Source organism: Acinetobacter sp. D009 (assembly GCF_038562025.1).
GTDB classification, from domain to species: Bacteria; Pseudomonadota; Gammaproteobacteria; order Pseudomonadales; family Moraxellaceae; genus Acinetobacter; species Acinetobacter pittii.
The window spans coordinates 2,719,238-2,744,093 of the sequence record NZ_CP151886.1 but is presented as its reverse complement, the minus strand read 5'-3'; the positions used below and the strand labels follow the sequence as shown (position 1 = coordinate 2,744,093).

At 39.4% G+C, this 24,856-nt stretch carries 16 protein-coding genes and 2 tRNA genes; 10 read left to right on the top strand and 8 right to left on the bottom strand.

All coding sequences use genetic code 11. The annotated features are described in order from the left end of the window. The first annotated feature begins 1 nt into the window (after nt 1). Complete coding sequence (locus AAC388_RS13085; RefSeq protein ID WP_002117650.1) at nt 2-865, top strand: alpha/beta hydrolase; 864 nt, start codon at nt 2-4, stop codon at nt 863-865. Between the two features lie 28 nt (nt 866-893). Here AAC388_RS13085 and nudC read toward each other — a convergent pair whose 3' ends face one another. The 3 genes from nudC to dnaQ all read right to left on the bottom strand — a co-directional run bounded on the left by nudC (nt 894) and on the right by dnaQ (nt 4,790). Next, on the bottom strand, nt 894-1,637 hold the full coding sequence (nudC, locus tag AAC388_RS13080; protein ID WP_005070517.1) for an NAD(+) diphosphatase: 744 nt from the start codon (nt 1,635-1,637) through the stop codon (nt 894-896). Further along, nucleotides 1,637-3,280: a chemotaxis protein gene (locus AAC388_RS13075; RefSeq protein ID WP_335996064.1), complete on the bottom strand. Its 1,644-nt coding sequence runs from the start codon at nt 3,278-3,280 to the stop codon at nt 1,637-1,639. The genes nudC and AAC388_RS13075 overlap by 1 nt, the downstream gene beginning before the upstream one ends. A 130-nt stretch (nt 3,281-3,410) precedes the next feature. After that, nucleotides 3,411-4,790, bottom strand: a complete 1,380-nt coding sequence (dnaQ, locus tag AAC388_RS13070; RefSeq protein WP_032005917.1) for a DNA polymerase III subunit epsilon — start codon at nt 4,788-4,790, stop codon at nt 3,411-3,413. A 233-nt stretch (nt 4,791-5,023) separates the two neighbouring features. On the opposite strand from dnaQ, the gene AAC388_RS13065 reads away from it, so the two are divergent. From AAC388_RS13065 to AAC388_RS13040, 6 genes are all read left to right on the top strand, one after another. Further along, the gene (locus AAC388_RS13065) at nt 5,024-8,239 is read left to right on the top strand and encodes a LysM peptidoglycan-binding domain-containing protein (protein ID WP_335996062.1); all 3,216 of its coding nucleotides are present in this window, start codon (nt 5,024-5,026) and stop codon (nt 8,237-8,239) included. A 15-nt stretch (nt 8,240-8,254) separates the two neighbouring features. Beyond that, on the top strand, nt 8,255-10,090 hold the full coding sequence (locus tag AAC388_RS13060; protein WP_335996061.1) for an extracellular solute-binding protein: 1,836 nt from the start codon (nt 8,255-8,257) through the stop codon (nt 10,088-10,090). 31 nt (nt 10,091-10,121) lie between these two features. Next, nucleotides 10,122-11,174 carry an ABC transporter permease subunit gene (locus AAC388_RS13055; protein WP_342370775.1) on the top strand — a complete coding sequence of 351 codons (1,053 nt, stop codon included), beginning with the start codon at nt 10,122-10,124 and terminating at the stop codon, nt 11,172-11,174. Then, a complete protein-coding gene (locus tag AAC388_RS13050; RefSeq protein WP_342370774.1) occupies nt 11,174-12,184 on the top strand; it encodes an ABC transporter permease in 1,011 nt (336 codons plus the stop codon). The genes AAC388_RS13055 and AAC388_RS13050 overlap by 1 nt, the downstream gene beginning before the upstream one ends. After that, nucleotides 12,162-13,754 (top strand): dipeptide ABC transporter ATP-binding protein, encoded by a 1,593-nt coding sequence (locus AAC388_RS13045; protein ID WP_342370773.1) that lies wholly within the window; start codon nt 12,162-12,164, stop codon nt 13,752-13,754. The genes AAC388_RS13050 and AAC388_RS13045 overlap by 23 nt, the downstream gene beginning before the upstream one ends. 189 nt (nt 13,755-13,943) lie before the next feature. Continuing rightward, a complete protein-coding gene (locus tag AAC388_RS13040) occupies nt 13,944-15,188 on the top strand; it encodes an NADH:flavin oxidoreductase/NADH oxidase family protein (protein WP_335996054.1) in 1,245 nt (414 codons plus the stop codon). Between the two features lie 41 nt (nt 15,189-15,229). On the opposite strand, the gene AAC388_RS13035 is transcribed toward AAC388_RS13040, so the two are convergent. The 4 genes from AAC388_RS13035 to pyrC form a co-directional block, all read right to left on the bottom strand. Beyond that, entirely contained in the window at nt 15,230-17,344 is a 2,115-nt protein-coding gene (locus AAC388_RS13035) for a TonB-dependent receptor (RefSeq protein WP_342370772.1), read from the bottom strand. A 183-nt stretch (nt 17,345-17,527) separates the two neighbouring features. Then, nucleotides 17,528-17,603 (bottom strand) — tRNA-Glu (locus AAC388_RS13030). Nucleotides 17,604-17,621: 18 nt separating this feature from the next. Then, nucleotides 17,622-18,284 (bottom strand): ribonuclease T, encoded by a 663-nt coding sequence (gene rnt / locus AAC388_RS13025; protein ID WP_002117536.1) that lies wholly within the window; start codon nt 18,282-18,284, stop codon nt 17,622-17,624. Beyond that, complete coding sequence (gene pyrC, locus AAC388_RS13020; protein WP_057062171.1) at nt 18,269-19,303, bottom strand: dihydroorotase; 1,035 nt, start codon at nt 19,301-19,303, stop codon at nt 18,269-18,271. The genes rnt and pyrC overlap by 16 nt, the downstream gene beginning before the upstream one ends. 149 nt (nt 19,304-19,452) lie before the next feature. On the opposite strand from pyrC, the gene AAC388_RS13015 reads away from it, so the two are divergent. After that, a complete protein-coding gene (locus tag AAC388_RS13015) occupies nt 19,453-20,715 on the top strand; it encodes a diguanylate cyclase (protein ID WP_342370771.1) in 1,263 nt (420 codons plus the stop codon). A 61-nt stretch (nt 20,716-20,776) separates the two neighbouring features. Here the strand turns inward: AAC388_RS13015 and argG are convergent, their stop codons facing one another. Further along, nucleotides 20,777-22,135 carry an argininosuccinate synthase gene (gene argG, locus AAC388_RS13010; RefSeq protein ID WP_014206117.1) on the bottom strand — a complete coding sequence of 453 codons (1,359 nt, stop codon included), beginning with the start codon at nt 22,133-22,135 and terminating at the stop codon, nt 20,777-20,779. 297 nt (nt 22,136-22,432) lie between these two features. On the opposite strand from argG, the gene AAC388_RS13005 reads away from it, so the two are divergent. Together AAC388_RS13005 and AAC388_RS13000 are read left to right on the top strand one after the other, a co-directional pair. Beyond that, the gene (locus AAC388_RS13005; RefSeq protein WP_033848690.1) at nt 22,433-24,463 is read left to right on the top strand and encodes an NADPH-dependent 2,4-dienoyl-CoA reductase; all 2,031 of its coding nucleotides are present in this window, start codon (nt 22,433-22,435) and stop codon (nt 24,461-24,463) included. A gap of 85 nt (nt 24,464-24,548) precedes the next feature. Beyond that, nucleotides 24,549-24,638, top strand: a tRNA-Ser gene (locus AAC388_RS13000). Nucleotides 24,639-24,856 lie beyond the last annotated feature (218 nt).

Sequence of the window (24,856 nt, the reverse complement as noted above, 5' to 3'; positions counted from 1 at the left end):
TATGAATCTGATTGAACAACTACAAAGCAAAATTGAACAGGCGCGAACTCTTTATAAAGAGTTCCGCCTTTATGATTTGGGGAGTTTTGCTTTAAACCGTTTTACGCCAAAAGATGGTTTTGAACAGGTCGCAAATGTACGTTATGGTTTAAAGCCGCGTCACCGTTTGGATATTTACCGATCTGTTAAAAAACTAGCACATCAGCCTCTTATTGTTTTTGTACATGGTGGTGCTTGGCAACATGGTAATAAGCGGGATTATCTTTTTATTGGTGAGACGTTTGCTAAAGAAGGTTATGACGTTGCAGTTATCAACTATCAATTAGCTCCTAAAAATATTTTTCCGAGTTTTGTTGATGATTTGACTCAGGCACTGAATTATTTACATCAAAACCAAGACAAACTAGAAATTTCTACAGAAAATGTTGTGCTTATGGGACATTCAGCAGGGGCATTTAATGTAATGTCTGCTGTTTATCACCCAAAACCAAATCCTATTCAATGTTTAGGTAATATTAAGGCGATTTTTGGTTTAGCTGGACCTTATCATTTTGATTATAAGGGTGACCCACTAGCTGAAGATGCTTTTGATCAAAGTATTTCTTATCAAGAAGTGATGCCATACTATTTCGTCAATCAAAATAGTATTAAACATTACTTACTCATGGCTGAAAATGATCAGCTTGTCGGCAAAGAGAATACGTTGGATTTGGATCGGGCTTTAAGACAGAGTGGAAATCACAGTCATATCGCTGTGATTCCTAAAACTGGACATATTACAATTTTGGCCAGTCTTTCTAGCTTTATTAGCCACTATTTCAGAACGAAAAGAACGATCTTACATTTTCTCGAAGAAGTGTTTTAAACGAGAGTCTCGTTTAAAACACGGCAGATTACCCAGCTTGGGTAATCTGCATAATCATTGAATGAGCAATACTTCCTTTAAACGGAATCTCAGGTAATTGATCAATTTTGAAGAATTGTGCATCTGCAATTTCTTCTTCTTGAAGCTTAATTTCACCCGACTCATATTCTGCCCGAAATGCCACCATAAGGTTACTTGGGAATGGCCAAGGCTGACTTGACATATACTGAATATTTTTGAGTTTTAAACCTACTTCTTCAAAGGCTTCACGTTGTACTGCCTCTTCAAGTGTTTCGCCCACCTCAACAAAACCTGCAATCAAACCATACATATTGGTTTTGTTGTGAACTGACTTAGCCAGCAAGATTTCATCATCACCACGAGTAATGACGGTAATAATGCAAGGGTTTACACGAGGATATTGGTGGTAGCGACAGGAAGGGCATACCATTGCATATTCGGTTGGATGAACTTCTGTCGGATGTCCACAGTGACTACAAAACTTATGGTTACGTCGCCATTCAAGTAATTGAACAGCACGGCTTGCTTGCAAAAACTGTTCTTTCGACCAGCTGGTAATAAGCTGGCGAATTGGAACAAGCTGTAAGCCTTCGGGGATAGGTTCCTCAGCAAGCAAGTCACGTGCAATGACTTGCTCATCATGAGTGAAAAGTAAATCACTTGCTAACTTTTCGACTTTGGGTAGTTGGAGATTCTGGTCAACCAGTAATTGTTGATGATGGAAAATATAAGCAAGTGATAATTCAGACATTAAGCTGCCTTTTTTTGAAGTTGTTGACTACTCGACAATGCTACATTAAACATGGATTGTAGAACAGGTTGTTTATTTTTTAAATTGTCAACTAACATGTCAATGCCTGCCAATACGTTAAAAATACAGTGAATTTGGTCTGTATTAAAAGGCTGGCTTTGTTCAAGTTGCTCTTGAACAAATTGGGCAGTTTGGAGTAAAGCATGTTGTTGAGTCGTGCTTCCTAAAAATTCGGCTGCACCTGCTAACTCTTTTAATGAACCTGCAATGGCTTCAATATTTTGTGTTTGGTCATTGGCATACAACGTAAGACTCTGACAGATAAAATCAATTAAATTTTTTGTCTCGGTAAGCAAAGCCTGATGAGCTTCATCAAGACGATCTAAAGAAATAGCCGTATTATTTACGCTAAGTTGTAGACGATTTGACGTGTAATTGCGTACCAAAATACCAATTGAGTTCATAGCAGATAAAATGCTGTTCATCAGCTGCTGAGCATAGTTTTCATCACTTAAAATGTTAAGTTGACTTAAACTGCTGGCTTGTTGAGAAAGAGCAGATGCGGCTTCATCAAGGTTTAGAAGTTTAAAGGTATGAGCCAATTGTAAAAGGCTCGCTTGTAGTTGCTGTGCTTTTTCAGGCGACATATTTTGATAGTTGTATTCAATATCGTTCCGCACCTTATTCATTTCATCTAAGATTAATTGGCTGACTGTGTGCATCGTGTCAAAGTCAGGACCAAAAAGATGGCGACTTAAAACGAGTAATTGAGTATCAGTCGGTGTTTCATCACCAATATGAATTTGGTTACGAATAAGGTGAGCAATCTCATCTTCTTGAGCGATGACAATACTTAAAATATCTGCGAAGGCGGCTAAATTGGGCTCAAAACTTTCGGGCGCTGCCAAAAATAGAGCAATATGACTTTCAATATTAATCAGTACACGTAGGCGTGAATCATTTAAAAGGAGGTCATCAATATGGTTAAAAGCGTAATTGACGAGCTGCCAATATTTTTGGCTTGGCTGAGTATTCGCCATGCTGACCAAATAGGTTGCAATAAGTTTAAAGGCTTGAAAATCCTGAGCTGAGGCTGTCTTTTTTAAAAATTGGTGTAGAGATAGTTTGTATAGTTGATGGATGAACTGAGTTTTTTCACTAATTAATATTTCGGGCAAGGGTAGTTCAAGCGAAGTATCTGCAAGTAAGGGAACAAGAGCCTGTCCGGATGTAGTCAGGGGCTTATTTAAAGCTAATTCTAAATTATTTAAGGTCGTAAGAAGAAATTGTGGAACTTGTATTTCACGCAAACAGATAAATTCAATATAGCGCTTTACCATGGTCGTGCCTTCGCTTAGGGCAACCACATCATCCGTATTAATTTGGGTTGGATTCGCAATAATTTTTTGCATCAACTCAGTTGAATACTGAGTGATTTTTGCAAGATAAGGAACATCAATTAAGCGTAGAACTTGAGTGCATTGTTTAAATTGTTCTAATGCATCATCAATACCAAAAGGGAGAGCCTGTTCTTCAATTAAGGTACTTACCGCACCTTCAACCAGTTTTATTGAACGATCAATTTCATGTTTAATGATGAGTAAAGCTGTTGGATCGAAATGAATCGACGTATGCTCAGACATAAACGTTCCCCTTTGCAAAAAAATCAATTGTTATATTCGTAGTGCTCAATACTTTGAGCTAAAAATCTATGCGACTAATATAACTTAACTTACAAAGGGGAAAAGCTAAAAACACTAAAGAATCAAAAATTTATTTTGCAAAAAGGCAAGGTTCTCCGTGTTTTTCCTCATATTCTTTGACCCAAGTCTCATGTATATTTAACTCTTCATCTGAAGGGTAAATTACAGGGAGGTCAATTTGAACTCTGCTTCTATTGGTTGTTTGCTGGCTATTTTCACTCTGAGATAAGGCATCTATATCAAAAGAAACCTGACCACCAGTCATTGCCAAGTAGACATCAGCAAGAATTTCAGCATCGAGTAACGCGCCGTGGAAAGTACGGTCACGTGCTGGAATTTCATAACGTCTTACAAGCGCATCAAGGGAGTTTTTTTGTCCCGGATGTTTGTTTTTCGCTAAAGCTAAAGTATCCGTTACCTCACACACTTCAGAAAGTGCAGGAAGCCCTACGCGTTTAAACTCCATATCAAGGAAGTTCATATCGAAGGTCGCGTTATGGGCAATAATCTCTGCACCTTTGAGATAGTCAAATAAGGTGTCAGCAATGTCCGCATAGAGCGGTTTATCTTTTAAGAAATCATCACTGATACCGTGGATGTTTTCTGAGTCTCCCACTGGTTTTTGTGGGTTAATATAAATATGAATCGAGCTACCCGTAAGCTTACGGTTAATCATCTCAATTGCGCCCACCTCAATAATGCGGTCGCCATCTTGGAAATAAAAACCAGTAGTTTCCGTATCGAGAATCAGTTGTCGAGGACCTTGTAATTTTAGTTTGGCTTCGGTCACAACGATTTGGGGATGAATATTATTGGTTGGCTGCTTACTTTTTTGTTTGGCAGTTTCAACGTCAATAATTTCTTCTTCCACAATAATCATCTCAACTTCTTCAGATGTTTCAAGATGAATATTTTCTTCTTCAGTTGAATCAGCCAGATCAAACCCGAAAGGGTCATCTAGCAGCCAGTCCTGTTCAGGCTTTTTTATATCTTGCGATACAGTGGCAGACTGTGGTTGCTTGAGTTCTTTCGCAGTTTTGTCTGCACCTAAATTAGCAAGCTGGTCTGCCATTTCATTGCCAGGGTGTCCTGCATGGCCTTTAATCCAGTTCCACTCAATATTTCTACCTGTACAGACAGCATCTAATTTCTGCCAAAGGTCAGGATTTTTTACATCTTTCCAGTTTTTCTTTTTCCAACCATGAATCCACTCAGTAATACCTTGCTTCACATAATTTGAATCTGTCCAGATAATCAAATGTGCATCGGCTGGGCAAAATGAAACACCTTCAATGGCAGCAGTGAGTTCCATACGGTTATTGGTCGTATCAGGCTCACCGCCAAATAATTTATGTTCACCCTGCTCGGTAATGACATATGCGCCCCAACCACCTAAACCCGGATTGCCACGACATGCACCATCAACATACAGTGTGATTGTTTGAGACATAAATCGAAACCTAAACTAAAAGAAAAAGAACTGAATATGGTGTATTGTATACGCAAAAAGTTCGGTTCCATCGTATCAAAGCAAGGTTTTTTTAATTTCTTGTAACATTTCCATGCAAATGACATTAAATTATTGCCTTGTCTATCTTGCATGCTTTACTACAATGGCATCGAAGACCTAGGGTTTGTGGGCAGACCCCAAAAAAATATTACGCGAGTTGTTTGGAAGTTTTTATGTATAAACCAACCACATTTGTGTGGCAGCCATCTGCAGCATCATTGTTTAAAATTACCGTACTTAGCTCTGCGTTAGCTGCGTTGGGTATTACAACAGGCTGTTCATCGACTCCGCAATCTGCAAAAACCTCAAAATCGAAACAGGTCAGTGGTGCAGGTTATTTAGATGCGAGTAGTCTTGATTCATTGGAAGACTTACTTTCAGCAACTGATATGCGTGCTGTAGAGGGTGACCGTCTGCTTATTTTAAAGCATGGTGATGTCTGGAAACGTATGTCTGTTGGTTTCAAAATGGATTTGAACCATTGGGATTCACGTATTGAAGCTCAGCGTAGTTGGTTTATTTCTCGTCAGCCTTATCTTGATCGTTTAAGTGCCCGCGCAAGTCGTTATTTGTACCATACAGTTAAAGAAGCTGAACGCCGTGGTTTGCCGACAGAACTTGCACTCTTACCTGTAATTGAAAGTTCATATGACCCAGCTGCAACAAGTAGTGCGGCTGCAGCAGGTTTATGGCAGTTTATTCCGAGTACTGGCCGTATTTATGGCTTAAAGCAAACAGGCATGTATGATGGCCGTCGCGATGTTGTTGAGTCGACTCGTGCTGCCTATGAGTTTTTAGGAAGCTTATATAACCAATTCGGTTCTTGGGAGCTTGCTTTAGCAGCCTATAACGCTGGACCTGGACGTATTCAACAAGCAATTAACCGAAATCAGGCAGCAGGTTTACCTACTGATTATTGGTCTTTAAAATTACCTCAAGAAACCATGAACTATGTTCCTCGTTTCTTGGCTGTTGCCCAAATTATTAAAAATCCAAAAGCTTACGGTATTTCTTTACCACCAATTGCAAATAGACCCCATTTCCGTGAAGTGACTTTATCTGCACCTTTATCTTTAAATGAAATTGCTTCTGTAGCTGGATTAAGTCGTTCGGAACTCTATGCATTAAACCCGGGATATCGTGGTGAGATGGTGGATCCTGCAAGTCCAATGCGTATTTTGATTCCAGCCGATTTAAGTCCTTCAATTGATAATAAATTAAAAGGTATGAAGTCTGGCGGTGGTTCAGGTTGGTGGGCAAATGTGACTTCACCATCTAAGCCAGATGTAAGTGCTTCAACATCTGTGACAATTAAAACCACGCCTGCAAATCAGGTTCAACCAGTTAAACCGTCAACACCTACTAAAACAACGAGTAGCTCTACCACGGTAAAAACTTCAACTCCTCGTGGGTCTGATGCTTTAGCCGCGTTTGCAGCTTCGGCTGATGTACCAAGTGCTCCACGTATTCCTGTTGCTGTGACACCTGCAGCAAATATTAAGCAAGTGAAGACAGAGCCACCAATCTCGGCTGCAGAACGTGAAAAGATTTTAGCGGCAGTTCGAGCTGAAGGTGAGAAAGAAACAGTTCAACAAGCTTTAGAGCCACAACCAACGCAGGCTGAAAAAGATCAAGTAGTTGCCGAGTTAAAAGCTATTGCACCACAAGGAACAGAAATTGTTGATCCTTATGATGGCAAAATTAAGTTAACTGCAATTCAAACAAGTCAGTCAGTTGCAGAGCAACAAGGTAAAGAAGTAAGTAAAGGTTTTGCATATCCAAAAACTTTAGCTGAAGATGTGACTGTAGCTAACTCTGAAGATGGGCAGCGCAATAAAGACAAGCCTTACATTAAAACTGATACAGATGTAGTGGTCGTGCAGCCAAAAGGCAAACGTAGTACCTATACAGTTTTACCAGGTGATACTTTAGCCGTTATTGCGATGAAAAACGGCGTAAACTGGCGCGATGTTGCTAAGTGGAACCAGATTGATCCTGAAAAGACGTTATATGTTGGTTCAACGCTTTACCTTTATGACGCTAAGCCACAAGAAACTCAATCGACTTCAAAAAGCACAGCTAAACCAGATGTATATGTCGTTCAGGCTAACGATAGCTTAAGCGGTGTGGCAAACCAGTTTAATTTATCAGTAAGACAATTGGCTGAATATAACGATTTATCAGTGACTGATGGCTTATTTGTTGGGCAAAAACTACAGTTAAAAGAACCAAAGAATAGTCGCGCAAGTACTAAAGCCGAGCCAAAAGCAGTTCAGGCAAGTGCAAAACGTATAGCAACTAAAAGCTATACTGTGAAGCGCGGTGAATATCTTAAATTGATTGCAGATCGTTATGCGCTCTCTAATCAGGAACTTGCTGAATTAACTCCGGGATTAACTGCGGGCAGTAACTTAATGGTAGGCCAAAAAATTAATGTGCCTACACAAGATATTTCTGTAGATGAAGTTGCTGAAACTAAGGCTTCTAGTAAATCTGAGAAAGCATCGGCAAGTGTTTCTTATAAAACAGAAGGCTATAAAGTACAACGTGGTGATACTTTATCGAGTATTGCAACTAAATCAAAAATTAGCCTAGCTGAGTTAGCCGAGTTAAATAACTTAAAAGCAAATAGCCATGTGCAGCTTGGTCAAACTTTAAAAGTACCGGCAGGCTTAAGTGTTCCAGAACAATACGTTGTACAGTCTGGCGATAGCTTAAATGCGATTGCGAGTAAATATAATTTGCAAACAAGCTATTTGGCTGACCTAAACGGTTTGTCTCGTACTGCTGGTTTGCGTGCTGGTCAACGCTTAAAACTAACAGGAACTGTTGAAGAGGCGCCAACTAAATCTTCTAAAAACGCCAAAGAAGAAACACCAGAAACTTATACAGTTAAATCTGGTGATAGCTTAGGTAATATTGCTAATCGCTACCACTTACAGTTGGACTACCTTGCTTCATTAAATGGTCTTTCACGCAATAGTAGCGTTCGTGTGGGGCAGCGTTTAAAGCTAACGGGTGATGTGCCTACAGTTGAAACAGCTAAAGCAGATACTAAGTCTTCAACTAAAACGGTTGCCGCTGGTAAAAATACTGAAAGATATACGGTTAAATCTGGTGAGTCTTTAAATAGTATCGCGAGCCGTGCTGGTGTTTCAGTGCGTGAACTGGCTGAAATGAATGCATTAAAAGCAAATGCTAACTTACAGCGCGGTCAGAATATTGTGATTCCAAAAACTGTCGTGGAATACAAAGTGAAGCGTGGTGATACCTTAATCGGCCTTGCGAGTAAATATGGTTTAGAAACCAATTTATTGGCTGAGCTGAATAATTTAACGCCTTCTACTCAGCTTCGCATTGGTGATGTGATTAAAGTGCCTAATTTGTAAAATAATTAGTCATTTATGCATAAATTAAATTTTCAACTGAGCCTGCTAGTCGGGCTCAGTGTCATTTCCCATAGTGTTTTTTCTGCACAACAAACCACTTCATATATAGCGATTCATTCTAAGCCTAAGTATTTAGAAATGATAGCTATGCCATATGCAAACCCAAATGCCCCTAAAGGTGGCCTATTAAGTCAGGCAGCTCAAGGAACTTTTGATAACCTCAATAGTATGAATGGTAAGGGGAATGCTACAGAAGGCGTGAATTATCTTTTTGATACCTTAATGACTCAATCACTTGATGAGGTCGGGGTTTTATATCCGCTTTTGGCACAGAAAGTGAGTTTTGACCCAGAAAAAACGCAATCAGTGACTTTCTATTTAAACCCTAAGGCGCGTTTTAGTAATGGACAGCCGGTCACTGCGGTGGATGTTAAATTTAGTTTTGATGCTTATCAGACGAAGTCTAATTTAGGTTTGCAAATGTACCTTGCTGATTTAGCAAAAACAGAAGTAATAAATGCTCATCAAGTAAAGTTTAGTTTTAAGTCTACACATAACCCTAAAATGCCATTCATTTTGGCAACCTTACCCATTTATTCAAAAGTAGATTGGCAAAAAAGAGATTTTAGCCGAATTACCTTACAACCGATTGTTGGTTCGGGACCTTACGTGGTTGAACGAATTGATCCGGGCAGAAGCATCAGTTATAAACGGAACCCAAATTATTGGGCAAAAGATTTACCTATTAATAAGGGGCGTTATAACTTTGACCGATTAAAATATGTCTATTATCGAAATTGGGATATTGCTTTTGAAGGATTTAAATCTGGGCAATACACTTTGCATGAAGAAACTAATCCTAAAAAATGGGTAACTGATTACCGGTTTCCAGCCGTAAAAGCAGGGTTGGTTACTCAATATAAGTTTCGTCATCATAATCCTATCGCCACTGAAAGCTATGTTTTTAATACGCGACGAAAACCTTTAAATGATATTCGTTTTAGACAAGCCTTAACCTATGCCTATGACTTTGAATGGCAGAATAAAGCTTTGTTTTATGGACAATATCAGCGCCTACAAAGTTATTTTGAAAATAGTGAATTAGCAGCAACAGGTCGACCTTCAAAAACTGAATTAGAGTTGTTAAAACCGTTATTGCCTAAGTTATCTCCACTTATGCAACAAGGTGTTTTAGCAAACTGGAAATACCCAGTGTCAGATGCGAGTGGATTTAACCGTCAGAATTTATTAACTGCGCGCCAATTGCTTATACAAGCTGGCTATAAAATTAAAGAAGGGCAGCTATTTACACCTGAGGAAAAGAAAGTTCAGCTTGAGTTTTTAATTCAGCAAGATGGTAAACAACGAACACTTCTACCTTTTATTCGTAACTTAAAAAAATTAGGCATTGCTGTTAATTTACGTCAGGTTGATGCTCCGCAATATTTAGAACGAACTCGCCGTTACGATTTTGATATGACCACAATGAATTTGCCGCAATCTCTCAATCCGGGAAATGAACAGACTCAATTTTGGGGGAGTATCGCCGCAGCTCAGGATGGAAATTACAATTATGCTGGAATTCGCAATCCAGTAATTGATCAAGTGATTGCAAAACTCGTTGCAAGTAAAAGCCGTGAACAACAGATTATTTATACTCACATTCTCGATCGATTGCTTAGAGCTGGTTATTATCAAATCCCGACCTATGGTAAAGGTGAAAACTGGTATGCTTATTGGAATATGTATCAACAACCTAAAGTTAAACCAGCACTTTCTTCTGGGATAGAATATTGGTGGAGTGACGCAAACAAAGCCAAAAAAGTTGCCAAATATTTACATCAACAATAAAAAGCACCTGCCATAAAGGAAATCCTGTTATATGGGTTCATATATTCTCAAGCGACTTCTTTTAATGATTCCCACATTGTTTGTCATTCTATTGATTAACTTTGTGGTTGTGCAAATTGCACCGGGTGGGCCAGTTGAGCAAGCAATACATCAGGCACAAAGCGATTTGGGAATTGGCCGTGCATTGAGTGCAGAAACTTATTATCAAGGTGCTCAAGGTTTAAGCCCTGAAATGGTTGAACAAATTAAGGCTCAGTACGGCTTTGATCGTTCTGCTCCTGAACGGTTTTTCTTAATGTTAAAAGGCTATTTAACTTTAGATTTTGGACAAAGTTTCTTTAAAGATAAACCTGTTGTGCAATTGTTGTGGGAAAAAATGCCTGTTTCCATTTCACTTGGGCTGGTGAGTACTTTGCTGATTTACCTCATTTCTATTCCGCTGGGAATTAAAAAGGCAAAGCAACAGGGCTCTTGGTTTGATCGGTCCACTTCTTTAGTGCTTGTGGTGGGGTATGCTGTACCAAGTTTTGTATTTGCGATTTTGTTAGTTGTTTTTTTTGCAGGCGGGTCTTATTTTCAATGGTTTCCATTACAAAATTTAGTCTCAGATAATTTTCATCAACTCAGTCTCTGGGGCAAAGTTACTGATTATTTATGGCATATGACTTTACCACTGATTACGATGGTATTAGGCGGTTTTGCCAGTTTAACCTATTTAACTAAATACTCATTTTTAGAAGAACTCAATAAACCCTACGTTTTGGCAGCCTATGCAAAAGGGTTGAACGGCCAACAGGTCTTATATAAGCATGTCTTTCGTAATGCCATTTTAGTTGTGCTCGCAGGATTGCCAGAAGCGTTAGCAGGTATTTTCTTTGTAGGTAACCTGTTCGTAGAAATTATCTTTCATCTAGATGGGGTGGGTTTGTTGGGCTTTGAAGCTATTGTCCAACGTGATTATCCTGTTATTTTTGGTGTTTTATTTTTCTTTACTCTATTTAGCCTAATTTTACGTCTCTTTTGTGATGTGTTGTACCAATGGATTGATCCTCGAATTCACTTTGATGCGCAAGGAGGCAAATAATGTCCTTGATTGTGCGGACACGATTACAGTGCTTTAGACAGCATAAATTGGGCTGGGCAAGCTTTATATTATTCAGTCTGATTTTGGTTTTGTCATTAGCCGCGGAGTTAATTGCTAACGATAAACCGCTGTTAGTGAAGTATGAAGATTCTTACTATTTACCCGTGTTAAAAACCTATCCTGAAACTGCGTTTGGTGGGGTGTTTGAAACAGAAGCTGACTATAAAGATCCCGCCGTACAAGCGCTTATTGAAGCTAAAGGATGGGCAGTTTGGCCCCTCATTCAATTTTCATATCAAACTCCCAATTTAGATTTGGCAGTTCCTGTGCCATCACCACCTTCCAAGCAAAACTGGTTGGGAACAGATGATCAAGGAAGGGATGTTCTTGCCCGTATTCTGTATGGCTTAAGAGTATCGTTGCTTTTTGGCTTAGCCTTAACCTTTTGTTCTGCTTTATTTGGAATTACCGTTGGTGCTATTCAAGGCTATTATGGCGGCTGGGTCGATTTATTGGGGCAACGTTTAGTTGAAGTCTGGAATGGCTTACCCATGCTTTTTATGGTCATGATTTTAGTGAGTATGTTTGTTCCAAATGTATATTGGCTATTTTTCATTATGTTGTTTTTCGGCTGGACCGTTTTGGTGGGCATTGTTAGGGCAGAGTTTTTAAAAGCTCGTCAGCTTGATTACGTTCGTGCAGCCCAAGTATTGGGAGTGACCGATCACGCGATTATTTTTAGGCATATTTTGCCAAATGCGATCAGTTCGAGTTTGTCTCAGTTACCTTTTATTTTAACAACTAATATTAGCGCTTTAACTGCTCTTGATTTTTTAGGATATGGACTGCCACCAGATGCGGCCTCTTTAGGTGAATTATTGCTTCAAGGTAAAAATAATTTAGATGCGCCATGGCTAGCAATTTCAGGCTTTTTTAGTCTAGCGATCGTTCTTTCACTTTTAATCTATATTGGGGAGGCGGCTCGCGATGCTTTTGACCCAAGAAAATAATTTAAATACCACTTCAACATTATTAAAAGTAGAGCATCTTTCGGTTCAAACCAAAAATCAAAAAGTTTTATTAGATGACCTGAATTTTTACTTAAGTGAAGGGGAAACACTGGCTGTTGTGGGCGAAAGTGGTTCAGGTAAATCGATGAGCTGCTTAGCAATAATGGGCTTGCTACAAGAAAAATTAGAAATAACGGGTCAGGTCTGGATTGATTCACAAAACATGCTTGAGCTAGATGAAAGAGCTCAATCAAATTTACGTGGTCGACAAATCGCTATGATTTTTCAAGAGCCTGCTACTGCGTTAAATCCGCTCCATCGGGTTGAAAAAATTATAGGTGAAAATCTTCTTTTATCTGGTTTTTCAAAACTTGAAGTCCGGCAGCAAATAGTCGAATTACTAAAAGATGTGGGAATTGTTGAACCGGAACAAATTTTAAACCGTTATCCGCATGAGCTTTCTGGTGGGCAAAGACAACGTGTCATGATCGCGATGACATTGGCGCTTCGGCCTAAAATTTTGATTGCTGATGAGCCTACTACTGCGTTGGATGTGGTTTTACAGATACAGATTTTAGAGTTATTAAAATCTTTGCAAAGCAAATATGGGATGGCACTTATTTTAATTAGCCATGACCTCAATTTAGTACATCGCTATGCTGAGAAACTTATTGTATTGCAAAGTGGGCGTGTCGTGGAGCAAGGTGAACTGAGCCAAATCTTTGTAAATCCTAAAACTAGTTATACAGCACAATTATTAGATCATGATTTTGGAAGTGTAGAGTCTAGACCCGCTCAACAGAATGTTTTATCAGTTCGACAGCTCAACGTGCAGTTTCCTATAAGAAAAGGAATTTTAAATCGCATTCAAGGATATTTCACCGCAATAGAAGATTTGAGTTTTGACCTTGCTCAAGGTGAAGCACTTGGGGTAGTTGGTGAAAGTGGTGCGGGTAAGTCATCTTTAGCCCTCGCTTTGGTTCAGCTTATTCAGAGCAAAGGACAGATTGTTTTCTTAGGTCAAGATTTAAATCAGTTACAGCCAAAAGCCTTGCGTTTGATGAGATCTGATTTTCAACTTGTATTCCAAGACCCATTTGGAAGTTTAAACCCGCGTATGACAGTAGGGCAGATTATTGCTGAAGGATTGAAAGTGAAAGCAGTAGCTGATAACGAGATCAAACAGCAAGTTGAATCTGTATTGGTAAAAGTTGAATTGGCTGAAGATTTTCAACACCGTTATCCTCATGAACTTTCAGGTGGACAGCGTCAACGTGTCGCCTTAGCCAGAGCTTTGGTGGTGCAACCGAAACTTTTAATTTTGGATGAACCTACCTCTGCCTTAGATCGGACCACGCAAAAAGCCATGATCAAGTTGTTGAGACAATTACAGCAAACTGAGCAGTTAAGTTATATTTTTATTAGTCATGATCTCAATATAGTAAAAGCACTTTGCCACAAAGTGATGGTATTACGTCATGCAAAAGTTGTTGAATATCAGGAAACTGAACTTCTATTTTCTAGGCCTCAGACTGAATATACCAGACAGTTAAATAGAGCATCTCTCTAAAATAAAGATATTAATTAATTGTTTTTTAATAAAATAATTAATATCTTTATTTTATGCAAAAAGTTGCATATTTTTATATTTTTTAAAATTGACATGTGCTATTGTCAGTTATCGATTATGACTTGACATGCCCAATAACTCATTTAAATTAGAGTAATTGCTCTAAAATTCAAAGAACAGAGGTTAACCATGAACCAGATTGCTGAACCCATCACAATTCGCAATACCACCTTTAAAAACCGAATTATTAAAGGTGCAATGAGTGAGGCACTTGCAAATTATGAAGGCCAACCAAATGACTTACATTTGGGTTTATATGGTGCATGGGCAAAAGGTGAGCTTGGCTGTGCCATTACTGGCAACGTCATGGTAAATGCCGGCGCAAAAAATGAACCAGGTGTTGTTGTTATTGAAACTGAACGCGACCTAGAGCGCTTAAAAGAATGGGCGGCATTAGGTAAAAAATATGGCATGGTTCAGTTGATTCAATTATCGCATCCAGGTCGTCAGTGTCCAAAAGGTTTAAATAAAGAAACTGTAGCGCCTTCAGCCGTACCTTTTAGCCCAGCTTTAGCAACCATGTTTGGAACGCCACGTGAACTTACTCATGACGAAATTCTAGATATTATTAAACGTTTTGCGACAGCAGCTCACATTTGTGAAAAAGCAGGTTTTGAAGGGGTGCAATTACATGGTGCACATGGCTATTTAATTAGTCAGTTTTTATCACCATTAACCAATAAGCGTACAGATCAATGGGGCGGTTCAGTTGAAAATCGTAGCCGTTTTTTACTAGAGGTTTATAAAGCGGTACGTGAAGCGACTTCAGATAATTTTATCATTTCAGTGAAACTTAACTCAGCTGACTTCCAGCGTGGTGGTATTAGCGAAGAAGATGTAATTTCAGTATTTAAAGCAGTGGATGAAGCTGGTATCGATTTAATTGAAATTTCAGGCGGTACTTACGAGGCACCAGCAATGGCTGGAGCTAAGGCTGACAAACGTAAAGCAAGTACGATTGCACGCGAAGCATACTTTTTAGATTTTGCAGAGAAAATCCGCCAGCATGTTAAGTGTAAACTCATGGTGACAGGCGGTTTCCGTACTGTAGAAGGTATGAATGCCGCACTTGAAAGTGGTGCATGTGACTTTATTGGTATTGCTCGTCCATTTGCAGTAGAAACCGATTTAACAGAACGTTTAATTGCAGGGCAAGATGTTCGCTATGCTGTAAAACCGATTAAAACAGGTTTACCTTTTGTCGATAAAATGGCAATTATGGAAATTATTTGGTATGCCGCTCAATTTAAAACGATTGGTAAGGGTAAAAAGCCAAATCCAAAACTTTCACCACTGGTGGTGTTTTTAAATTACGCCAAAGGCAATATTAAAGCGGTGATTCAAGGACAAGTTAATTCACGTAAGTCTGCATAAATTTGATGCGCCATTTCAATAACTGAAATGGCGTATTTGTTTTAGAACGTATAGCTCATACCTAATTGAACAGTACGTGATTCACCCGGATATGCATATAGATTGAAAGCACTTTCATCATAAACTTTGTCAAAAAGATTTTTCAGATCTAAGTTAATACGAAGTTTTGGTGTTGCCTGATAATAAGAAACTAAATCTGTAACAGCATAACCTTTCATTGTGTAAGTACTATTGGCTGTTTGACCTGCACGCTTATCAATATATTTTTGATTAATGCCCAGACCTAGGCCTTGTAAAGGGCCATCTTGAAATTCATAGATATTTAAGAGATTAAAACTATTCTTTGGAATATTGGCTAAAGCGATTCCTTTTTGCAAAGTATTGTCTTTAGTTACTTCCGCATCTGTATAGGCATATCCACCAATAATTTTCCAAGCTGGAGTAATTTGTCCTGCAACGTTTAGCTCAATGCCTTGGCTACGAACTTTACCCGCAGCAACTTTATAAGCTGAATCTACAGGATCTAGTGTTAAGACATTTTCTTTTTTTGCATAGAAAATCGCAGAGTCAACCGATAGCATATTGTCGAGTGCTTGCCATTTAAAGCCTAACTCGTAAGCCATACCTTCTTCTGGGTCAAAACCTTCTCCATTACGGCTAGCACCAGTGTTAGGTTTAAAAGATTTTGCAGCATTGCTATAGATTGAAAGGTCATCACGCGCTTTAAAAACTAAACCTAAACGCGGAATAAATGCATCATGACTGGTATTCCAGTTTGCCGTATTCGGTAATAGGTTTTTGTAATCATGTTCGTAGTGCTCAAAACGCAAACCCAGCAGTGCACTTAAACGCTCATTTAAATCGATTTGGTCCTGTACAAAAAGGGCTGTTGTTTTTAAATTTTCGCGGTCATGGGTCGTAACATTTTTAAGCTCAGGGAGAGGTTGGCCTAAAACTGGATCATAAATATTAATCGGGTAGTTATTTGACTTAGCATCTGAACGAATAATATATGACTTATAATCATAATTTTCATATTCAAGCCCTGTCACTAAAGTATGAGCTAGACCTAAAAGTTGGAAATTACCTGTTAGATTAATTTGGGCATCGGTATCTTGCCATTTTAATTCGCGATAGTTGTAATTTCGGTTTAAAGTTTCTCCATCATCTTGAATGCCATTTGCCTCTACTGCATAGCCATGCAATTTACCATTTAAATATTGCACACCAGCATTCAGCTTCCAGTCATTACCAAGGTCGTGTTCGACTCGTAATTGAGTCATGTTGTTATCATTGTAGAGTTGGTTGTTATATTTACCTGTTTCCCACAAATAGGTTTCGGGTGAACTATTAAAAGACTTCTGACCTGCATAGCGTGTTTGGCCACGATCAAGTGGATGCTGATTTCTTAAAATATCGGCTTCAAAGGTAACTTTGGTTGCATCAGAAGCTTGCCATTGAATGACTGGTGCAATTCCATAACGTTTAGACTCGACATGATCGCGATAACTATCACCGCCTTCAGCAATCACATTTAGACGATAACCAATATTTTCTGTATTTGGAATATTACCTGTGGTGTCTACGGTGGTGCGATATAAACCTTCACTGTTAAGCTGCGCACCTAAAGTGGTTTGTTGTTCAGACTTTGGTGTTTTAGAAATTAAGTTAAACGTACCACCTGGGTCACCACGACCATATAAGCTAGAAGAGGGTCCACGTAAAACGTCTACACGTTCAATAGTGTTGCTATCTGGAGCGTTTGGATAACCACGGTTAATCGGGAATCCATTACGGTAAAACTCACCGCTAGTGAAACCACGGAGATTAAAGCCTGTTAAGCCTTGGCCACCAAAGTTATTAGCGCGAGTCACACCACCAGCTAAATCAAGCGCTTCGATTAAACGTGTCGCGCCAATATCTTCAATTACTTTTTGAGTCACTACACTGACAGATTGTGGTGTATCTTTTAATGCGACTTCACTACGTGTTGCGCTACTTGAACTATCGACTTTATAAGCTTGGTCGGCAGCTTGTTGGGCTTTAATCTTAATGGTAGCGAGCGTTGTTGAGGAATTATGGGTTTCTGCGAAAGTACTTGAAATACAGCATAGTTGAGCGATGCTCAGGGAGAGGAGGCGAAGCTTAAGATCCATTTAAAACCTTGTTGATAATAAATATCAGTATAAAAATAAGAATTATTATATTGTAAATCTATGTAAAGGAAATACTGGATCAGTGATATATATGTACAAGTGTATTTTATTGGGAAATACAGAAAATTAGAAATATAAAAAATTTAAAAATAAAATAGAAAGGAATTTTATAAGAAGAGAATATGGCGTCCCTACGGGGATTCGAACCCCGGTTACCGCCGTGAAAGGGCGATGTCCTAGGCCTCTAGACGATAGGGACGTTGAGGATGGCGGTATCTTAAGAAGCCGCCACCAAACTGTCAAGAAGGTAAGGTGACAGTTTGTTCAAAATATAGCAAAACAGTTCAGCAGTCTTCTGAGTATCGTACAAAGCAGAGTGTGCTTCTTTGCCATCGAACTCAATTCCAGCTTGAATACACGCTTTCGCAAGCACGGTTTGTCCAAACATAACAGCACTTAAAGTAACCGTATCCATCACAGAAAAGCTATGAAATGGGTTTTGGTTTTTTGTACTTGTACGCGCAATTGCTGCTTGTACAAAACCAAGGTCAAAATGCGCATTGTGGCCCACTAAGACTGCATGTGTACAGTGTTGCTGTTTACGGACTTCATTCACCGATTTAAAAATACGGCGTAATGCAGTGCGCTCATCTTCAGCCATTGCAATACGCATTGGATTGAATGGATCAATACCAATAAAGTCTAGCGAACGACGATCGAGATTAGCCCCTTCAAACGGGTTAATATGCGCATGAAATGCTGGACCAGGGACAAATTGTCCCTGAGCATCATATACAATTGGAATGCACGCAATTTCTAGCAATGCATCTGTCTGGGCATTAAAACCTGCCGTTTCAACGTCAACAACAACAGGTAAGAAGCCACGAAAACGTTGGCCAATGACCGGGACAGAGGTTTCTTGTGTCACACTTTTCTCCATTGCAGCGTTTTCCCGGCATGCAGCGGGATAATTTTTTGATCATCTAAATAATCAAAAGATTCTGGAACGAGGTTATCTTCTTTTACCAAAGTAATGGTAGAAGTATTACGTGGTAGGCCGTAGAAGTCTGCGCCAAAGAGGCTGGCAAAACCTTCTAAACGTTCTAGTTTACCTACTTGATCAAATGCTTGAGCATAAAGTTCAATTGCATTAGGCGCACTATAACAGCCCGCACAGCCACACGCATTTTCTTTTGCATTTTGCGAGTGAGGAGCACTATCTGTACCCAAGAAAAATTTAGGGTTACCGCTCGTTGCAACTTCAAGCAAAGTAGTCTGGTGAGTTTGACGCTTTAAAATTGGTAAGCAATAGAAATGCGGTTTAATACCACCAACTAACATATCATTACGGTTAAATAATAAATGCTGAGGCGTGATTGTTGCAGCCACATTGCGGTCTTGTTCTAAAACAAAGTGTGCGGCATCGCTTGTTGTGATGTGTTCAAGTACCACTTTCAGTTTTGGAAACTGTTTTAATAACGGTGATAAAACTTCATCTAAGAAGCGTTTTTCACGGTCAAAAATATCAACGTGGTTATGAGTCACTTCACCATGAAGTAATAACGGAACTTGATGCTCTTCTAGTTGCTCAATGACTGCATAAACTTTACGGATGTCACTTACACCGTTATCAGAATTGGTGGTCGCACCTGCTGGGTAAAGTTTAATAGCATTTACATGTCCAGATTCTTTAATTTTACGAACTTCATCTGGTGAGGTGAAATCAGTAAAATAAAGCACCATACGTGGGTCAAAGTTAAGACCCTCTGGAACATGAGCAAGAATACGTTCACGGTAAGCCAATGCTTCTTCCACAGTTTTTACAGGTGGAACAAGGTTTGGCATACAGATCGCACGAGCAAATTGTTTGGCCAAATCAGGTACAGTACGTTTTAATGCTAAACCATCACGTAAATGTGCATGCCAGTCATCTGGCTGGAGCAGGGTAATAGAGTCCAAGGCAGTTCAAACTTCGAAATAAAACAAATGATAATCGATAAAGTGTGAAAATGGTAACGAGAATTACGGACAAATGGCAAAATAAAGCGCCAGAGGCCTTAAAAAATAATGTTATATTTTGTTAGTGTGTGAGAGGCAGGAATTAAGTAGTGGCAAATAGGGGAAATGTACATGAATTACTCAAAGCAAAAGAAGAAATAGAATATTTAGTAACTCTACATACCCATCGTTATGCCAATATACCTTTGCCACATCAATTAGAAAAAAAATTCTGGTGTCTAAATCTTGAGCGAACTAAACAGAATATCTCAAAGTTTTTAGCAAGTGGCGTTTTAACCTATCTCATTTTCATATTGCTGGCTCTACCTACAGACTATTTGGTCATAGGGGTGCCTTATATTACTTGGGACTTTATTTACTGTTTACTTAGTGCAATTAATATTGCTTGTGCGCTACTGTTATTTTGGGTTTTTGCAAAGTTTAAAAAACTCACTGAATATTTTTATATCGCTGCATGTGGCATTGTATTTTTGACCATTATTATCAATGCAATGCTGCTTCTTAGCGTAGAAAATGTCGCACTTAAAAACCAGTCGATGTTACTACTTTCCTTCTTATATATGCTTGGTTTTATTTTAAGCGGAATAAAGCCTCTACATATGCTTTATGTGGGTTTAACAGCAGCCTTTTGTGTTTTTTTCCTACTGATTTTATGGCAAGCGAATTGTGATTTTATAGCTTTGGGAAGAGCGTTGTTTGGAAGTTGTATTTTAGGTTTTTCAATTAGCACGATGCTTACGTCTAGAGAAAGAAGCCTTTTTTTAAATAATCAGCTTGCTGAGCTTAACGAACAGATTTTACGTATTGAGGCATCTGAATTGCTTCATTTAAGCCAGCAGGATGCACTGACTAATATCTCAAATCGACGTACTTTTGATGAGATGTTCGACTTTTTTTACTATCGTGCAAAGCAAGAAAAGCGTCCATTGGCTGTTTTATTTATTGATATCGATTTTTTTAAAAATTATAACGATTTTTATGGACACCAAATGGGGGATAAAGTCATCTCATCTATTGCCGCTGCAATTAAAAATTCGATTCGGCATGTTGATTTTGTTGCCCGTTATGGTGGAGAAGAGTTTGTCGTGCTGTTACCGAAAACACCAGCTCAAGGCGCCTATGCCGTTGCTGCAAATATTTATAAAGCGATTGAGCGACAAGCGATTCCTCATGCAGCATCTTTAGTCTCTAAGCATGTGACGATTAGTTTAGGTTTTACTGTTTATACAGAAGGTTTTAAAGTAAATCAGGAAAAATTAATTCACGCTGCGGATCAAGCTTTGTACCGAGCTAAGCAGCTTGGACGTAACCAGATTTATTATCAACCTTTGGAAGTAGCAGAACTTGTTTGAGCACAAATATTTGAAATAAAAAAGCCACCTTTGTCGGTGGCTTTTTTATTAAGTAAGAAAATTATTTTTTCTTGCTATCAAGTTGTGGTACAGCAGAACCTTGGCCGATTGAAAGCAAACCAGCATCTGTATAGATACCAAGTTTTGCACGTGTATCGGTAATGTCGAGGTTACGCATAGTTAACTGACCAATACGGTCCATTGGCGTAAACATTGAATCGCCTTTTTCCATTGTTAAACGTTCAGCTTCGTACGTTAAGTTTGGAGATTCAGTGTTCATGATGGTGTAGTCATTACCACGACGAAGTTCAAGAGTCACTTCACCAGTAATCGCTTTAGCAACCCAACGCTGTGCAGTTTCACGCAACATAAGTGCTTGAGAGTCGAACCAGCGGCCTTGGTAAAGTAAACGACCTAAACGTAAACCGTTAATGCGGTATTGTTCGATCGTATCTTCGTTATGAATACCAGTAACCAAACGCTCATAAGCAATATGAAGAAGGGCCATACCCGGTGCTTCATAAATACCACGAGATTTTGCTTCGATAATACGGTTTTCGATTTGGTCAGACATACCTAAACCATGACGGCCACCAATACGGTTTGCTTCAAGAATAAGCTCAACTGGATTGTCAAAAGTTTGACCGTTTAATGCAACAGGTACACCTTCTTCAAAACGTACAGTCACTTCTTCTGGAGTAATTTCAACTTCATCTTTCCAGAAAGCAACGCCCATAATTGGGTCAACGATTTTGATACCAGCATTTAGGTATTCAAGATCTTTTGCTTCGTGAGTCGCACCCAACATATTTGAGTCAGTCGAGTACGCTTTTTCTTTTGACATTTTGTAGTCAAAACCGTTGTCGATCAGGAACTGTGACATTTCTGCACGGCCACCGAGCTCATCGATGAAGTTTTGATCTAACCAAGGCTTATAAATTTTAAGATTCGGGTTAGTCAACAAACCATAACGATAGAAACGTTCAATATCGTTACCTTTATAAGTTGAACCGTCACCCCAGATGTTTACGTCATCTTCTTTCATTGCGGTAACTAGCATTGTACCTGTTACTGCACGACCGAGTGGAGTCGTATTGAAATATGGAACGCCACCTGTACTGATATGGAATGCACCACACTGAATCGCAGCAATACCTTCAAGCGCAAGTTGTAAGCGGCAGTCAATTAAGCGAGCTTTTACAGCGCCGTATTGTTCTGCTTTCTTTGGAATTGCATCGTAGTCATCTTCATCAGGCTGACCTAAGTTTGCAGTATATGCATAAGGTTCTGCGCCTTTTTGTTTCATCCACAATAAGGCAGCTGAAGTGTCTAGGCCTCCGGAGAAGGCAATCCCAACTTTTTTGCCTACTGGTACATGCTGCAAGATAGTTGCATTATCAGTCATTGCTAATCCTAACATTTATGAAAAAGACCCCATATAGGCGGTCTTGAGAATTCTGAATGGCGGCTATTGTAGCACTATTCATGGTGCTTTTTTTCGCAAAAAAAGCATTAATTCACTTGTTCTGATTCGAAGTTTTAATTTGATAAAAAATATAAGGCTATTTATAGAATAAGAAGAAGTGAATGAAGTATTGTTCTTAAATAAATGGATTGACCATAAGCTCCGATAAATTTCTTTGTGTGGTCATCCAAAATTATCAAAAAAGTATTAAAGTACTATGCAACAAGTTGCAAAAAATTATTGGGACGCAGCATGACAAGTTACGCCAATTTATTAAAACCATTACATTTAGGCTTTACCACCATTAAAAACCGTGTGGTGATGGGATCCATGCATACGGGGCTTGAAGATCGTTTTTACAATTATCCAAAACTGGCAGCTTATTTTGAAGAGCGTGCAAAAGGTGGGGTTGGCCTGATTGTGACTGGGGGGATTTCTCCAAACCGTCAAGGTTGGCTACTACCCATGGGTGGAACCATGAATGGTTTAACCGATATTCCACAGCACCGTCTGGTTACACATGCTGTGCATAAGCATGGTTCAAAAATTTTAATGCAAATTTTGCATGCTGGCCGTTATGGTTATCAACCTTTTGCAGTGTCTTCTAGTCCGATCAAATCGCCAATTTCACCATTTAAACCGCGTCAGCTTTCTGAGAAAAATATTTTAAGTACGATTGATGACTATGCACATTGCGCTGACATTGCCAAAAAAGCGGGCTATGACGGCGTTGAAATTATGGGCTCTGAAGGTTATCTCATTAACCAGTTTTTAAGCAGCCATGTGAACCAGCGTACTGACCGTTGGGGCGGTGATATTGAAAACCGTATGCGCTTTCCGGTCGAAGTCGTAAAGGCGATTCGTGCAAAAGTTGGTGAAAAATTTATTATCTGTTTCCGCTTGTCGTTGCTCGATTTAGTTCATGACGGTAACACCATGCAAGAGGTGGTGACTGTAGCCAAAGCTTTAGAAAAAGCAGGTGTAACTTTATTAAATACTGGCATTGGCTGGCATGAAGCTCGTGTGCCGACCATTGTCACGTCTGTGCCTCGTGCCGCTTTTGTCGACTACACTGCTCATGTAAAACAACATATTTCTATTCCGATTATTGCATCAAACCGCATTAACATGCCTGAAACTGCCGAAGAAATTTTGGCAACTGGCAAAGCAGATATGGTTCAAATGGCGCGTCCTTTATTGGCCGATGCATTTTGGGTAAATAAAACTGCGACTAACCGTGTTGATGAAATTAATACCTGTATTGCATGTAACCAAGCTTGTTTAGACCATGCTTTTAAAAATAAGCGTGTGTCTTGTTTGGTTAATCCACGTGCAGGCCATGAAACTGAACTGGTTTATTTAAAAACTAAACAGCCTAAACGGATTGCAGTTGTGGGCGGTGGAGTAGCGGGTATGTCCGCGGCAACTGTTGCGGCAAGCCGTGGCCACGCGGTCACTTTATTTGAAGCAACGGCGGAAGTAGGTGGTCAATTTAACTTTGCCAAAGTTGTACCGGGCAAAGAAGAATTTCACGAGACGATCCGCTACTTTAAAGTCCAACTGGAAAAAACAGGGGTGGATGTACGTTTAAATACTCGCGTAAATCGTGAGCAGCTTGAACGTGAAGGTTTTGATGAAGTGATTGTTGCAACAGGTGTAATCCCTCGTGCATTAAAAATTGAAGGAAGTGACGCGCCACAAGTCCTTTCTTATGCTCAAGTTTTGAAAGGGGCAGAAGTCGGACAAAAGGTTGCAGTGATTGGTGCGGGTGGTATTGGTTTTGACGTGTCAGAATTTTTACTTAAACCGCCACATCAACCACAGCCTCAACCTTTGGCAGATTGGCAACGTGAATGGGGTGTAGACCCAGATCCAAACTATATTTCTGAAGGTGGTATGCAGCCGCCAGAAGTTGAACCAGCAATCCGTGAAATTTATTTACTACAACGTAAAACCACACCACTTGGTATTGGTCTTGGCAAAACTTCAGGTTGGGTCCATCGTGCACAGCTTAAAAAGCATGGCGTACGTATGCTGCGTGGTGTGCAATATAAAGCAGTCACTGATGAAGGGCTTTGGGTTGAGCACAATGGGCAAGATCAACTTTTACGTGTAGATACGGTTGTGGTGTGTGCAGGTCAAGAGTCGGTAAAAGACTTGATGCCAAAAGAAGGTGAGTCGACTATAGCGAACTATCATATTATTGGTGGTGCAAAGCTTGCAGCAGAGCTAGATGCGAAGCGTGCGATCAAAGAAGGAGCAGAATTGGCTGCGCAACTGTAAAATTGATGAAACAATATGCACTTGAACACAAAGCGATGATATTTTTCTTGAATAAAATGAATAAGCTTTGTATTCTTACGCACATGGAAGCGTGGCAGAGCGGTTTAATGCACCGGTCTTGAAAACCGACGAGGGTGTGAGTCCTCCGTGAGTTCGAATCTCACCGCTTCCGCCAAATTCGAAAAGCCTCTGTTAAAAGCAGAGGCTTTTTTTATATCTATTATTTTACCCCTCATTCTACCCCACATAAAAATTTGGATTGAGTTAGACAGATTTTGATTTCAGTTTAATTTTATATTGTGTAGTTAATCGCACCCTCATAATGGTCAATATCTTGTAATTGTTTGATGAATTCTTTCGGGGCAACTATTGCTGCTATAAGTATAATTATGA

Coding starts and splice junctions, on each gene's coding strand:
- AAC388_RS13085 (WP_002117650.1), top strand. CDS start 2: ATGAATCTGATTGAACAACTACAAAGCAAAATTGAACAGGCGCGAACT.
- AAC388_RS13035 (WP_342370772.1), bottom strand. CDS start 17,344: ATGGATCTTAAGCTTCGCCTCCTCTCCCTGAGCATCGCTCAACTATGC.
- AAC388_RS13060 (WP_335996061.1), top strand. CDS start 8,255: ATGCATAAATTAAATTTTCAACTGAGCCTGCTAGTCGGGCTCAGTGTC.
- AAC388_RS13075 (WP_335996064.1), bottom strand. CDS start 3,280: ATGTCTGAGCATACGTCGATTCATTTCGATCCAACAGCTTTACTCATC.
- rnt (WP_002117536.1), bottom strand. CDS start 18,284: ATGGAGAAAAGTGTGACACAAGAAACCTCTGTCCCGGTCATTGGCCAA.
- dnaQ (WP_032005917.1), bottom strand. CDS start 4,790: ATGTCTCAAACAATCACACTGTATGTTGATGGTGCATGTCGTGGCAAT.
- AAC388_RS13005 (WP_033848690.1), top strand. CDS start 22,433: ATGACAAGTTACGCCAATTTATTAAAACCATTACATTTAGGCTTTACC.
- nudC (WP_005070517.1), bottom strand. CDS start 1,637: ATGTCTGAATTATCACTTGCTTATATTTTCCATCATCAACAATTACTG.
- AAC388_RS13065 (WP_335996062.1), top strand. CDS start 5,024: ATGTATAAACCAACCACATTTGTGTGGCAGCCATCTGCAGCATCATTG.
- argG (WP_014206117.1), bottom strand. CDS start 22,135: ATGTTAGGATTAGCAATGACTGATAATGCAACTATCTTGCAGCATGTA.
- AAC388_RS13045 (WP_342370773.1), top strand. CDS start 12,162: ATGCTTTTGACCCAAGAAAATAATTTAAATACCACTTCAACATTATTA.
- AAC388_RS13040 (WP_335996054.1), top strand. CDS start 13,944: ATGAACCAGATTGCTGAACCCATCACAATTCGCAATACCACCTTTAAA.
- AAC388_RS13050 (WP_342370774.1), top strand. CDS start 11,174: ATGTCCTTGATTGTGCGGACACGATTACAGTGCTTTAGACAGCATAAA.
- AAC388_RS13055 (WP_342370775.1), top strand. CDS start 10,122: ATGGGTTCATATATTCTCAAGCGACTTCTTTTAATGATTCCCACATTG.